At 75.0% G+C, this 13,118-nt stretch carries 12 protein-coding genes and 1 pseudogene; 5 read left to right on the top strand and 8 right to left on the bottom strand.

Annotation, left to right across the window (positions count from 1 at the left end; translation table 11 throughout):
* Window positions 1-411 precede the first annotated feature (411 nt).
* Window positions 412-1,221, bottom strand: a complete 810-nt coding sequence (locus ACFV9M_RS11890; RefSeq protein ID WP_385072566.1) for an adenosylcobinamide-GDP ribazoletransferase — start codon at window positions 1,219-1,221, stop codon at window positions 412-414.
* A 61-nt stretch (window positions 1,222-1,282) separates the two neighbouring features.
* On the opposite strand from ACFV9M_RS11890, the gene ACFV9M_RS11895 reads away from it, so the two are divergent.
* Window positions 1,283-2,044, top strand: coding sequence for a hypothetical protein (locus tag ACFV9M_RS11895; RefSeq protein WP_385072563.1), 762 nt, complete (start codon window positions 1,283-1,285; stop codon window positions 2,042-2,044).
* 125 nt (window positions 2,045-2,169) lie between these two features.
* Here ACFV9M_RS11895 and ACFV9M_RS11900 read toward each other — a convergent pair.
* The 3 genes and pseudogenes from ACFV9M_RS11900 to cobT all read right to left on the bottom strand — a co-directional run.
* Window positions 2,170-2,823, bottom strand: a pseudogene (locus tag ACFV9M_RS11900) (hypothetical protein); the annotation flags it as partial.
* A complete protein-coding gene (locus tag ACFV9M_RS11905; RefSeq protein WP_385072560.1) occupies window positions 2,820-4,547 on the bottom strand; it encodes a phosphatidylglycerol lysyltransferase domain-containing protein in 1,728 nt (575 codons plus the stop codon). The gene ACFV9M_RS11905 and the pseudogene ACFV9M_RS11900, both read right to left, overlap by 4 nt.
* A gap of 101 nt (window positions 4,548-4,648) precedes the next feature.
* Window positions 4,649-5,839, bottom strand: coding sequence for a nicotinate-nucleotide--dimethylbenzimidazole phosphoribosyltransferase (gene cobT / locus ACFV9M_RS11910; protein WP_385072557.1), 1,191 nt, complete (start codon window positions 5,837-5,839; stop codon window positions 4,649-4,651).
* 151 nt (window positions 5,840-5,990) lie between these two features.
* Here cobT and ACFV9M_RS11915 point away from each other — a divergent pair, with 151 nt between their 5' ends.
* A complete protein-coding gene (locus tag ACFV9M_RS11915) occupies window positions 5,991-6,962 on the top strand; it encodes a class I SAM-dependent methyltransferase (protein ID WP_385072555.1) in 972 nt (323 codons plus the stop codon).
* A 63-nt stretch (window positions 6,963-7,025) separates the two neighbouring features.
* On the opposite strand, the gene ACFV9M_RS11920 is transcribed toward ACFV9M_RS11915, so the two are convergent.
* Window positions 7,026-8,234 carry a bifunctional adenosylcobinamide kinase/adenosylcobinamide-phosphate guanylyltransferase gene (locus ACFV9M_RS11920; protein ID WP_385072552.1) on the bottom strand — a complete coding sequence of 403 codons (1,209 nt, stop codon included), beginning with the start codon at window positions 8,232-8,234 and terminating at the stop codon, window positions 7,026-7,028.
* A gap of 161 nt (window positions 8,235-8,395) precedes the next feature.
* Between ACFV9M_RS11920 and ACFV9M_RS11925 the strand changes: the two genes are divergently transcribed.
* On the top strand, window positions 8,396-8,611 hold the full coding sequence (locus tag ACFV9M_RS11925) for a hypothetical protein (RefSeq protein ID WP_385072549.1): 216 nt from the start codon (window positions 8,396-8,398) through the stop codon (window positions 8,609-8,611).
* Window positions 8,612-8,675: 64 nt separating this feature from the next.
* On the opposite strand, the gene ACFV9M_RS11930 is transcribed toward ACFV9M_RS11925, so the two are convergent.
* The 3 genes from ACFV9M_RS11930 to ACFV9M_RS11940 form a co-directional block, all read right to left on the bottom strand.
* Window positions 8,676-9,761 carry a S1C family serine protease gene (locus ACFV9M_RS11930; RefSeq protein ID WP_385072546.1) on the bottom strand — a complete coding sequence of 362 codons (1,086 nt, stop codon included), beginning with the start codon at window positions 9,759-9,761 and terminating at the stop codon, window positions 8,676-8,678.
* Window positions 9,762-9,986: 225 nt separating this feature from the next.
* Window positions 9,987-10,724 (bottom strand): methyltransferase domain-containing protein, encoded by a 738-nt coding sequence (locus ACFV9M_RS11935; protein WP_385072542.1) that lies wholly within the window; start codon window positions 10,722-10,724, stop codon window positions 9,987-9,989.
* Between the two features lie 83 nt (window positions 10,725-10,807).
* A complete protein-coding gene (locus ACFV9M_RS11940) occupies window positions 10,808-11,437 on the bottom strand; it encodes a DUF3043 domain-containing protein (RefSeq protein WP_385072540.1) in 630 nt (209 codons plus the stop codon).
* Window positions 11,438-11,708: 271 nt separating this feature from the next.
* Here ACFV9M_RS11940 and ACFV9M_RS11945 point away from each other — a divergent pair, with 271 nt between their 5' ends.
* Together ACFV9M_RS11945 and ACFV9M_RS11950 are read left to right on the top strand one after the other, a co-directional pair.
* Window positions 11,709-12,506: a PspA/IM30 family protein gene (locus tag ACFV9M_RS11945; protein ID WP_385072537.1), complete on the top strand. Its 798-nt coding sequence runs from the start codon at window positions 11,709-11,711 to the stop codon at window positions 12,504-12,506.
* 34 nt (window positions 12,507-12,540) lie between these two features.
* The gene (locus ACFV9M_RS11950) at window positions 12,541-12,819 is read left to right on the top strand and encodes a hypothetical protein (RefSeq protein WP_385072534.1); all 279 of its coding nucleotides are present in this window, start codon (window positions 12,541-12,543) and stop codon (window positions 12,817-12,819) included.
* The last annotated feature ends 299 nt before the right edge of the window (window positions 12,820-13,118 follow it).

Here is a 13,118-nt window from a genome sequence, read left to right on the forward strand (position 1 = left end):
GGCGCGGCGAACCGGCACGGCGAACCCCGCAACGAGCGTACGCGCGCGTGTGCAATCGCTCACGCACACGCGTCCTCACCTGTCGGTTGGCGTCGTGGCCACGGCCCGATCCTCGCACCCCATGACCCGAGTCACACGCGCCGGGTCGGCATGGCGGCGACGGAAACGCCGGCCCGCTGTGGTCTGTGGCCCACCTCCGGTCTGTGGCCCGCCCTCCGGTCTGTGGTCCACCCTCCGGTCCGTGGCCCGTTTCCGGTCTGTGGTCCGCCCCCGGTCCGACGGCCGTTTCCGGTCTGTGGTCCGCCCCCCGGCCCGACGGCCGTTTCCGGTCTGTGGTCCGCCCTCCGGTCCGGCGCCCGTCTCCGGTCTCGCGGCGGGTTCGCGGGGCGGGGTGGTCCGCCGGGAGGCGTCTCAGCCGCCGAGGCAGAGCGCCACGAGCGCCGTCGTCGTCGCCGTTTCCGCCAGGCCGCCGAAGACGTCGCCGGTGACCCCGCCGAACCGCCGTGCGCAGCGGCGCAGCAGGAGTTCGGCGCCGGCCAGGGCGAGGACGACGGCGAGGGCCGCGCGGACGGCGTCGTACGGGCCGAGGAGCGCGCCGGCGGCCGCCGCGGCGGCGGTGACGGCGGCCACCGCGGCCGACACCGCCCGCACCGGCACCACCCCGGCCACGGCCGCCCCCAGTCCCTCCGGCCGGGCGGCCCCGACCCCCGCCCGGGCGGCCAGGGTGAGCGCCAGCCGTCCCGCGACCGCCGCGACGACGGCCGCGAGCGCGCCGCGCGCCCAGGAGGCGCCGTACAGCTGTGCCAGCGCCGCCGCCTGGGCGAGCAGGACGAGGACCAGGGTGAGCACGCCGAACGGCCCGATGTCCGACTGCTTCATGATCCGCAACGCGTCCTCGGCGGGCCTGCCGCTGCCCAGCCCGTCCGCGGTGTCGGCCAGCCCGTCGAGGTGCAGCCCACGGGTGAGCACGGCGGGTACGGCGACGGAGGCGACGGCGGCGAGCAGGGGGCCCGCGCCCAGCAGCAGCGCCGCCAGTCCGGCCCCGGCCGCGCAGCCGCCGACGACCAGCCCCACCACCGGGGCGCCGAGCATGCCGCCGCGCGCGGCCCGCCGGTCCCACCGGGTCACCCGGACCGGGAGCACGGTGAGCGTGCCGAAGGCGAAACGGAGTCCGTCGAGACGGGAGGGCGCGGGAAGCGGGGGAGGCGGGGTCGTGGACACCGGCGCAGGTTACCCGGCGGTCGGACGGGCACCCCCGGGAGACGGGGATGAGAATGCGCTTATGGGACATTGGGTGCAGCGGAACATCGTCGAGCCGGGTAAACTCCCGCTGCTCCTCGCCCTCGCCGCCTTCGTCCTGACCTTCCTGATCACCCGTGCCGTCACCCGTCTGATCCGCGCCGGCCGGGGCCCGTTCGGCAACGTCAGCGCGGGCGGACTGCATGTCCACCACGTGGTCCCGGGCGTCGTCCTGACCGTGCTCGGCGGCTTCGGCGCGGTGGCGAGCGGCCGGTACGGCTTCGGCTCGGCCGCCTTCGCGATCGTTTTCGGCGTCGGCGCCGGGCTCGTCCTGGACGAGTTCGCGCTGGTCCTCCACCTCGACGACGTGTACTGGACGGAGGCGGGCCGCAAGAGCGTGGAGGTCGTCGTCCTGACGGCCGCCCTGGTCGGGCTGGTCCTGGTGGGTTTCTCGCCGTTCGGCGTCAACGACGTCGGCCCGGACGAGCGGCAGGACCGGGGGAGCGTGATCTCGACCGTGGTGCTCAACTTCCTGTTCGCCCTGGTGGTGCTGAGCAAGGGCAAGGGCCGGATGGCGGTCTTCAGCGTGATCGTCCCGTTCGTCGGCCTGATCGGCTTCGTCCGCCTGGCCCGCCCCGGCTCCTGGTGGGCCCGCCGCTTCTACCGCCGACGGCCCCGGGCGCGCGCGAGGGCGGCGCTGCGCGCCTACCGGCACGACCGGCGGTGGGCGCGGCCCCGGCGGGTGGTGGGGGACTGGCTCGGCGGCAAGACGGACGCGGAGCTGCGCTCGGCCGGGCGGGGGTGAGCGCTCGCCGGGCGGCCGGTGCGCGGGGACACGCCCTCGCGGAGCAACGCCCTCTCGGAGCCCGTTCCCGCGGGGCCCACGCCTCGGAGGCGGCGCTGCGCCACCCCGCGCTCCGGAGGCACCGCCCGCGGTCCGCGTCGCCCCGCCTCCATGACCCCGTACCCCACCACCACGCCCGCGATGGCGGCCAGGTGCTCCTTGCCCGCCAGGTTCGCCTTCAGGAGCACCTCGACGACCATCGCCACGACGACCGCGCCGGCCGTGGCGTGCGCGTGGTACCGGTGGCCGAGGAGGACCGCGAGACCCACCACCGCCGCCGAGGGGCCGGTGTCGACCACCTGGGCGTCGGAGGCGGGCAGGCCCAGGGGGCAGTCCGGGCCGAGGGCGACGCCCACGCGCGCGTAGAGCGAGCCGGCGAGGGTGGCGGCGTACGCGACGACGAGGGTCAGCCGCCGGCCCAGGCAGATCTCCGCGAGGCCGAAGACGCACAGGACCTGCGCGAGGGCGCCCCAGACCGGCAGGTCCGGCGCGGGGACGAACAGCGACAGCGGGGTGCGCGCAAGGGCCGCCCCCAGCGGGTCCCCGGCCCGCACCACGCCCACGGCCCGCACGAACCCGTGGCCCCAGGACTGGTTCTGCACGACGTGCAGGGCCGCCGTCAGGCACACCGCGCCGAGCGTCATCGGCACCGCCCGCCACCGCAGCGTCACGAGGGGCCCGCGCACGGCGGCGCCGAGCGGCCCCCACTCGGCGCGGGCCCAGCGGGCGAGCGGGTTCACCGGTGGGCCCCCAGGCGCGTGCGGTGCGGCCGCCCGGCCGGCACCGGTGCCTCCAGGAAGCCCTCCGCCCGCGCCGACGCCAGGCCGATGCGGAGCAGGTCCGCGCTCTTCTCGAAGAGCAGGAAACGGGGCTCCCAGGCGGGCCGGTACTTGGCGTTGGCGCGGTACAGCGACTCGATCTGCCACCACCGGGAGAAGAAGCCGAGCAGCGACCGCCACAGCCTCAGCACCGGCCCGGCGCCCAGGCGGGAGCCGCGCTCGAACACCGACCGGAACATCGCGAAGTTCAGCGATACCTGGGTGATGCCGAGGCCACGGGCGCGCCGCAGCAGCTCGATGACCATGAACTCCATCAGCCCGTTGTCGCAGTCCCGGTCCCGCCGCATCAGATCGAGGGACAGCCCGTGCGGCCCCCACGGCACGAAGGACAGCAGGGCCCTGAGCCGGCCCTCGGCGTCGGTGCACTCGACCATCACGCACCGCCCGTCCTCCGGGTCCCCGAGCCGCCCCAGCGCCATGCTGAACCCGCGCTCGGTGGCCCCGTCCCGCCAGTCGTCGGCGCGCCGCACCAGGGACGCCATCTCGTCGGCGGCGATGTCCCCGTGCCGCCGGATCCGCACGGCGTACCCGGCCCGCCGCACCCGGTTGTGGGCCTGCCGGACGGTGCGCATGGCCCGCCCCTCCAGGGTGAACTCGGCGACCTCCACGACCGCCTCGTCACCGAGCTCGAGGGCGTCCAGCCCGTGCCGGGCGTAGACCGTCCCGGCCTCCTCGCTCGCCCCCATCACCGCCGGGATCCAGCCGTGCGAGCGTGCCTCGGCGAGCCACGGCTCGATCGCCCCCGGCCAGGCCTCGGGGTCCCCGAGCGGGTCCCCGGACGCCAGCGACACCCCGCCGACCACCCGGTAGGCGACGGCGGCCTTCCCGGTCGGCGACCAGCGCACGCTCTTCTCCCGGCGCAGCGCGAAGTAGCCGAGCGAGTCCCGCTCCCCGTGCCGGTCGAGCAGCTCCCGCAGCCGTTTCTCGTCGTCCGCGGTGAGGGGGTCGACGGCCCGCCGGGAGCGGAAGGCGGCGTACAGGACGGCGAGGACGAGGACCGTGCTGAGGACGTTCACGGCGACGTCGACCCAGGTGGGCGGGGAGATACCGGGGAACAGGTGGTCGTCGGCGACCGAGACCAGCCGCAGCGCGCCGTAGCGCCACCGGTCGAGGAACGTGGACGGGCCGGGGGCCCGGTCGGTGACGGTCACCAGCAGCGCGGCCAGCAGCGAGGCGCCGAGCAGCCCGCCCGCGCCGACGGCGGCCGCGAGCCTCGGATTGGCGCGGTCGCCCTTGGCGTAGAACTCCGCGCGTCCGGCGAGCAGCGCGGCGACGAAGGCGGCGGTCAGGGCGAGGGAGACCCAGTTCTGGGGATACCGCCGGATCTCCGGGAACGCCATGGCGGGTCCGAGCAGTGCGAGGAACGCGCCGCTCAGCCCCAGGTTCAGGATCCACGCGGCCCGTTTGCGGCGCCGCATGGTGACGGCCAGGAACGCGGCGAAGACACCGGGGGCGAACCCGGCCGTCAGCAGGTAGGGGGTGAAGAAGTCGGCCTGGTTGTGCCGGCGCACGTCCTGCCCCAGGGAGACCCACACCGCGCTGAGCAGGTTGACGAAGGCGACGGACCGCAGGTACCAGACGGTGAAGGCGGCGGCCCGACGGGAAGTGATCCGGACATCTCCCATGACAGGTGATCATATGGGCGTCAATACGGTAAAAAGCCCTTTTGTCGCCTCCGTCGGTGCCGCCCCGTCGGCCGTCCGGCCCACGCCCCGCACCGCTCCGGTCAGGACGCCCCCGACTCCTGCGACGCCTCCGACTTCTCCGACTTCTCCGTCTCCTCCGTCTCCTCCGACTTCTCCGTCTCCTCCGACGCCTCCGACTTCTCCGACTTCTCCGACTCCTCGGGCTCGTCCGGTGTCCCGGGCTCGGCCCGCCTCTCCGGCAGCTCGGCGGCCAGCGCCGCCGCGGCCTGTACCAGCGGCAGCGCCAGCAGGGCGCCCGCGCCCTCGCCCACGGTCACGCCCTGGTCCAGCAACGGCTCCAGCGCCATCCGGTCCAGCGCCTTGACCTGCCCCGGCTCGCCGCTGCGCTGCCCCGCCAGCCACCAGTCGGGCGCCCGGAAGGCGATCCGCTGCCCGACCAGCGCGCAGGCCGCCGTGACGACCCCGTCCAGGACCACGGGCACCTTCCGCACGGCGCACTGGAGCAGGAAGCCCGTCATCGCGGCGAGGTCGGCGCCCCCGACGGTCGCCAGCAGCTGCAACTGGTCCCCGAGCACCGGCCGGGCCCGCCGTAGCGCGTCGCGGATCGCCGCGCACTTGCGCATCCAGGCCAGGTCGTCGATCGCCTCCCCGCCCCGCCCGGTCACCACGGACGCGTCGGTCCCGCACAGCGCGGCGACCAGCACGCCCGCCACCGTGGTGCCGCCCACGCTCACATCGCCGAGCACGACCAGATCCGTACCGGAGTCCGCCTCCTCGTCGGCGACGGCGACCCCGGCCAGGAAGGCGGCCTCGGCCTCCTGCGCGGTCAGCGCGTCCTCGACGTCGATACGGCCGCTGCCGCGCCGTACCCGGTGCCGTACGACGTCCTCGGGGAACGCGTCCGGCTCGCAGTCCAGCGCCATGTCCACGACCCGCACCGGAACCCCGAGCCGGCGCGCCAGCACCGCCGCCGGACGGCCGCCCTCCAGCACCTCCCGCACCAGCTGCCCGGCGCCGCCCGCGGGCCGGGCCGAGACGCCGAGCGCGGCGATGCCGTGGTCGCCGGCGAACAGCACCACCCGCGGCCGCTCCACCGGGCGCACCGGCACCGCGCCCTGCGCCGCCGCCAGCCACTCACCCAGGTCGTCGAGGCGCCCCAGCGCCCCGGTCGGGACGATCCGACGTTCCCGGTACGCCTCCGCGTCGCGCCGCACCCCGCCGTCGGGGCGCTCGATCAGATCGGTGAAGTCGTCGAGATTAAGCGAGCTCATTCGCCGAACAGTACCGGCACCGAACGAACGGTTCCGCGCCACATCGCCACCCCGTCCGCACGGCGTCTTTGCACCCACAATCGGGATCCCATACGTTCCGTTTTGCTACGGATTGCCGCACGGTTCTCCCGCCCTCCCACCGGAGCCGCTCATGCCCCCCAGGCCCATCCACGAGCCGCGCCGCGACGACTGCCCCTGGTGCGGCTCGAAACGCCTGCGCACCCGGCTGCGCGCCCCGGACCTGCTGCACCACAGACCGGGCACCTTCATCGTCGACGAGTGCCGGGACTGCGCCCACGCCTTCCAGAACCCCCGCCTGACCCCGGAGGGGCTCGCCCTCTACCGGCGCGGCCCGGACGAGGAGTTCCCGTCGGTCCTCACCCACCGCGCCCTCACCGACCGCGTCCTCGCGGTCCGCACCCGCCGCCGCCGTCTGCGGGCCGTCGCCCGGACGATGCTGCCGTTCGGGGAGCCGGAGAGCTGGCTGGACGTGGGCACGGGCCACGCCCTGTTCCCGGAGGCCGCGCGGAAGACGTTCCCGTACACGGCGTTCGACGGCCTGGACCCCACCCCGAGGGTGGAACGGGCGCGGCTGGCGGGCCGCGTCGAGGAGGCCCACGTCGGGCACCTCACCACCCCGGGCGTCACCGCGCGCCTGCGCGCCCGCTACGACGTCGTCAGCATGCTCCACCATCTGGAGCACACCCACGACCCCCGCGAGGAACTCCGCGCCGCCCTCACCGCCCTGCGCCCCGGCGGCCACCTCCTCCTCGAAGTCCCCGACCCGTGCAGCGCGTTCGCCGCGCTCCTCGGAAAGTGGTGGCTGCCGCACGGCCAGCCCCGCCACCTCCACCTGATGCCGCTGTCCAACCTCCGCACCGAACTGGAGGGCCAGGGCTGCACCGTCCTCGCCGCGGACCGCCGCGCCCCGCACCTGCCCTACGACCTGTCGGCGGCGCTCTCCCTGTCCCTGGCCCGCGCCCTCCCGCCGGGCCGCCCCGGCCTCCTGCGCGCGGCGACCGCCCTGGTGAGGACGGCGACCGTGCTCGACCACACCCTGGCCCCGGTCCTGTGCCGCACCCGCTTCTCGAACGCGTACCGGCTCATCGCCCGGAAGCGGTGAGCGCGCGACGGAACACCGCGGCACACCCCACCCCGCGACCACCCACCCCCCGGCCCGCCCGTGTCACCCCCGCAGCACCACCGCCTGCCCCGCCACCACCAGCACCACCTGCTCGCACTCCGCCGCGACCGCCGCGTTCAACCGCCCCAGCTCGTCGCGGTACCGCCGCCCCGACGCCGTGGCCGGGACGATGCCCGAGCCGACCTCGTTGGAGACCAGCACGACCGTCCGCCGGGTCGCCCGCACGGCGGCCGTCAGCTCCGCGATCCGGGAGCGCAGCGCGCGCTCGCCCCCGTCCGCCCACAGCGCGTCGTCCCACGCCCCCACGGCGTCCATCGCGTCCGTCAGCCACAGCGACAGGCAGTCGATCAGCAGCGCGGGCCCGTCCGTCCCCAGCAGCGGCACCAGGTCGCACGTCTCGGCCGTGCGCCACGAGCCCGGCCGCCGCTCCCGGTGCGCCAGGACCCGTACCGCCCACTCGGTGTCCCCGCCGCGCGAACCGCCCGTCGCGACGTACAGCACGCCGGGGAAGGACTCCAGCCGCCGTTCCGCCTCCACCGACTTGCCCGACCGGGCCCCGCCCAGCACCAGCGTCCGCCGGGGCACGTCCGGCACGTCCTCGTACGCCCCCACCGCCAGCGTCGACCCGTCCGGCACCGCCCGGGCCCCCGCCGCCGCGAGCCGGCGCCGCGACTCCGGCCCCGGCGGCACGTCGTGGTCCAGGTGCACGGCGAGGACGTCGGTCGTCGGCCCCACCGCGCCCACCGCCCGCAGCTTCGCCAGCGCGTCCGGCCGCCCCACGACGTCCAGGAGGACCATGTCGTACCGCTCGGCCGGCTCCGTACCGTCCTCCAGACCGGCCGGCGCGCCCCCCGGCGGCAGATACAGCAGCCGTTGCCCGTCGGGCCCCGTCACCGCGTACCCCGTGCCCGGTGCGTCCATCGCCACCGCCCGCACCCGATGCCCCGTCAGGGGTGCCAACTCCCGCCCGTCCGGCACCCGCCCGGGCTGCGGCAGCCCGGCCGGCACCTCGACGGGCGGCCCGTCGTGCGGATGCGACAGCAGCGCCTGCCGTACACCGGCCAGCGAACGCCCGGCGCGCGCGGCGGCGAACGCCGCACCCGGCGTCAGGTCCAGCAGCAGCGAGCCGTCCACGAGCACGGCGGTCGCCGCCCGCGCGTCCACGCCGAGCGAGGCCGCACAGGCCGCGCAGGGACAGTCGGGGCGGGGCAGACCCGCGGGGGCACCGGTACCGAGCAGCGTCACTTCCACGAACCGATTTTCGCCGCTCGCCCTCCACCCCGCGCGCCCGGTACCCCCGATCATGGCGGCCCGTTCCCGCACGGCGCACCGCCCGAGCGCATAGGCTCTGAGCAGGAGCCGGACCGAGATCCGGCTTCCGCTCTGCTGGTGCCGACGCGTTGGAGGCGTACATGGCGGCATGGACGTGGCGTTTCGAGAAGGCCGACGGGACGGAGGTCGAGCCCGCGGTGCAGCCCGAGGAGTTCACCACGCAGGGGGACGCCGAGTCCTGGATCGGGGAGCACTGGAAGGACCTGCTCGAAGGCGGCGCGGACCAGGTGCGGCTGTTCGAGGACTCCACCGAGATCTACGGCCCGATGAGCCTGCGCGCGGCCGAGGCGTCCTAGCACCGGACCGGGGCGGACCGGACCGGGGCGGCCACACCCCGGTCCGGTGTTCCGCCACGTCCCGTCAGTCCGGCGGCCCCTGCTGCTCGCCCAGCGTGACCTCCACGGTCCGCTCCCGGCCGTCGCGCGTGAACGTCACCGTCGTGCGCTGTCCGGGCCGCTGCGCGGCCAGCGCCTCGGACAGCGAGGTGATGGTGGTGATGCCGGTGTCCCCCAGCGCGGTGATGACGTCCCCGGCCCGGAGGCCGGCCCGGTCGGCCGCGCCCCCGCCGCTCACCTCCACGACGGCCACCCCGGCGGGCCGGAACTCCGCGTCCACGTAGGTCCGTCCGACGATGCCGAGCGCCGCCCGGCCGGACGCGGTCACCCTGCCGTCCTTGACGATCTGGTCGGCGAGCGAGCGCACCGTCGACGCAGGGATCGCGAACCCGATGCCGGGCGCCGCGCTGTCGCCGAACCCCGGGTCGACCGCCGCGAGCGTGGGGATGCCGATGACCTGCCCGTCCAGACCGACCAGCGCGCCCCCGCTGTTGCCGGGGTTGATGGCCGCGGACGTCTGCACCATGTTGGTGAGCGTCGCCCCCGTACCCCCCTCGGCGCCGCCCTCGGTGACGGTCCGTCCGGTCGCCGAGACGATGCCCTGCGTCACGCTCGACGACAGTCCCAGCGGCGAACCCATCGCGAGGACGATCTGCCCGACCTCGACCTTCGCGGAGTCCCCGAAGACCGCCGGCCGCAGCCCGTCGGGCGCCCGGTCGAGCCTGACGACGGCGAGGTCCTGCTCCGGGTACGAGTAGACGACGGTCGCGGTGAGCGCCGCCCGGCTGTTGGCGGTGGTCACCTCCAGCGTGCGCGCGTCGCCGACCACGTGCGCGTTGGTGACGATGTGTCCCCGGTCGTCGTAGACGACGCCCGAGCCCAGACCGCCGCCGGTCCGCAACTGCACGACCGACGGCAGAACGTCCTTGATCACCTTCTGGTAGGCGTCCTCCAGGTCGTCCGCCCGCGTGACGACCTCACGCCGTACGGCCTGCCGGGGCACCGTCTCCCCGCCCGAGGACCCGGCGACGGAACAGCCGGCGACCAGCGCGAGGGCGCACACCCACACGGCCGGGGCCCGCCGAAGGACACACGGAAGGGAGGAATCCATGCCCCGAGTCTTCCCGCGGGGCGGACGCCCGGCTCGTCCTGCTCACCCGAACGAGCGCCGCCGACCGTGTCCGGCACCGGCCTCCGACCACCGCGCCGCGACCTGGGCCGCGGCCTGCCTCGACCTGCCGCGGCCTGCCTCGACCGTGCCCGGTGCGCCTCGGCGGCCGGCGCCCCGCAGCGCGCGGAACGGCGTGCGCGCCGCCCCGCCGCAGGCAGCCGGCCCTCAGCCCCGTACCCCGCACAGGTGCAGCAGCGCCGCCACACCCCGGTAGGGATCCGTCCGCCCCGCCCGCTCCTCCACGGCCAGCAGCGTCTCCATGTCGTCCGGGGGCCGCACATCGTCGGCCGCCGTGTCGGTGAAGACCCGCACGCCGTACCAGGCCTGAAGGGGCGCGCCGATACCGGCGAGCGTCGCGGTCAGCGTCTCGCGCCGGTCCGCGCGCACGTCCGGGCCCAGCCGGGTGGGGGTCCCCCCGTTCGAGGGAATTCGAGCATGGGGGAGGTAGGCGACGCTGTCGAAGGCGGCCAGCGCGCCCGCCCAGTCGCCGGACAGACCGGGCCGCATGGCCAGCCCGTCGGCGTTGCGGACCAGCAGCGACAGCAGCCCGCCCGGGGCGAGGACACGGGCGAGACCCGCCAGCAGCGGGTCCGGTTCCTCCACGTACATGAGCACGCCGTGGCAGAGCACCACGTCGAAACTGCCGGGCAGGAAGTGCACGCCCGTGTCGCGGCCGTCGCCCTCGAAGATCCGCATCCGCTCCCGGATGCCCTCCGGCTCCCCGGACAGCGCCTCGCGGGCCGCCGCGATCATCGTCGCGTCCCGCTCCAGGCCGGTCACCTGATGACCGAGCCGGGCCAGCCGCAGCGCCTGCGTGCCCTGGCCCATCCCCACGTCGAGCACCCGCAGCCGCTGCCCGACCGGAAACCGCCCGGCTATCTGCTCGTCGAGCTGCCGGGCCACCAGCTCCTGCCGTACGACGTCACGCAGCCCGCCCAGCTTGTTCAGCCAGGCCTCGGCCGCCCCCCCGGAGAACGCAGCAGTGCTCAGGGCCGCTCCCCGCGCTTGACCAGCGGCTTGGGCAGCCGGAGCCGGCGCATCTGGAGGGAGCGCATGAGCGCGTAGGCCACCGCGCCCCGGCGGTTGTGGTCGGGGAAGCGCTCGGCCAGCCGCTTCTTCAGGCGGAACCCGGTGACGATCGAGTCCAGCACGATCAGCACGATCACCACGAGCCACAGCAGCAGCGCGATGCTCTGCAGCGACGCCACCTGGATCATGCTCAGCACGAGGATGACCACGGCCATGGGCAGGAAGAACTCCGCCACGTTGAACCGCGAGTCGATGAAGTCGCGCGCGAACTTGCGGACCGGGCCCTTGTCACGGGCCGGCAGATACCGCTCGTCGCCGCCGGCCAGCGCCAGGCGCTGACGCTCCAGCTGGGCTCGGCGCTCGTCGCGCTGCCGCTTGGCGGCCTCCTTCCGCGTCACCGGCGTGTTGGCCACGCTGCGGCGCTGGGACTGGGCCTGACTGCGCTTGGGCGTCGGCCGGCCCTTGGGGGCCTGCGGGTCTCGGGATTGCCTGGAGTCGGTCACCGTCGCCTTGTCGGCGACCGGTGCCTTCTCTTCCTTGGCACGGCTACGGAACACAAAACCCAAGGGTAAGCGCTCCCCCCGCATGGACCCCAGCCCGAAGGGGAACGATCCGGCAACACCGGTCGTCGGAACTGGGGAAGGACCTGGGACAGACCGGGGGAGAGGGGACACCCGGTGACCTGACGCCACCCGGAAGGTCACCTACTCCTCACGCCGGAGCAGGGCCTTGGTCAGTCGTCCTTGGGGAGGAGCGCATCCGCCCCCGAACAGTGCGTCAATGGAAGCAGGGCCCGTACTGTGGGTTCTGTCGCAGACCGGTGAGCTGGAGTCCGTCAGAAGGGGGCGCGCGAAGCCCATGAGCGGTGTCATGAAGCGTATGGGGATGATCTTCCGCGCGAAGGCGAACAAAGCCCTTGACCGGGCCGAGGACCCTCGCGAGACCCTTGATTACTCGTACCAGAAGCAGCTGGAGCTCCTCCAGAAGGTCCGCCGCGGCGTCGCCGACGTCGCCACCTCCCGCAAGCGCCTGGAACTCCAGCTGAACCAGCTCCAGTCGCAGTCCTCCAAGCTGGAGGACCAGGGCCGCAAGGCGCTCGCCCTCGGCCGCGAGGATCTCGCCCGCGAGGCCCTCTCCCGCCGCGCGGCCCTCCAGCAGCAGGTCACCGACCTGGAGACACAGCACGCGACGCTCCAGGGCGAGGAGGAGAAGCTCACCCTCGCGGCCCAGCGGCTCCAGGCCAAGGTCGACGCCTTCCGGACGAAGAAGGAGACCATCAAGGCCACCTACACCGCGGCCCAGGCCCAGACCCGCATCGGGGAGGCCTTCTCCGGCATCTCCGAGGAGATGGGCGACGTCGGCCTGGCCGTCCAGCGCGCCGAGGACAAGACCGCCCAGCTCCAGGCCCGCGCCGGCGCCCTCGACGAGCTCCTCGCCTCCGGCGCCCTGGACGACCCCACCGGCCTGGCCAAGGACGACATCCAGGCCGAGCTGGACCGGCTCTCCGGTGGTACGGATGTAGAGCTGGAGCTGCAGCGCATGAAGGCCGAGCTCGCCGGAGGCGGCTCCGCCGGGCAGCAGGCCATCGAAGGTGGCACGAGCCAGTCGCAGCCCCAGCAGCAGCCACAGGACACCCCGCGCTTCGACAAGCAGTAGCCCGGCGCCGGGGACCGGAGCCGAGGAGGGCGACATGATCGTGCGGATCATGGGGGAGGGCCAGTGGACGGTGGCCGACTCCCACTTCGCCGAGCTGAACAAGCTCGACGACGAACTGCTCGAGGAGATGGAGGGCGGCGACGACGAGGGCTTCCACCGCACCCTGGGCGCCCTGCTGGACGCCGTCCGCCGCCTCGGTGTTCCCCTGCCGGACGCCTCCCTGGAACCCTCGGAGCTGATCCTCCCGGCCCCCGACGCGAGCCTGGAGGAGGTTCGGGAGATGCTCGGCGACGACGGGCTGATCCCGGGGTGAGACCCCGTCGCCGCGGGGCCCCGGGCGGATCTCCGTCCCCGGCAGCGGTTCGGCGCCGTCCGCCGGCGGGTCTCCCGTTCCGGCCACGGCATTCCAGCCCGTCCGGCGCTTGAGGACGAGGCCCGTCCAGGGCCGACGCGGGGGCCCGGGGCGGCAGCCCCGGCGAAGCGCCCGCACCGCGGCAACCCCCTGGCGAAGCGCCCGCACCGCGGTACCCTCCCCCGGCGAAGCGCCCGCACCGCGGCAACCCCCTGCGACGCGCCCGCACCGCCGCAGTCCCCGGCCACGCGCCCGCACCG

This window comes from Streptomyces sp. NPDC059895, from assembly GCF_042731035.1.
Lineage (GTDB): Bacteria > Actinomycetota > Actinomycetes > Streptomycetales > Streptomycetaceae > Streptomyces.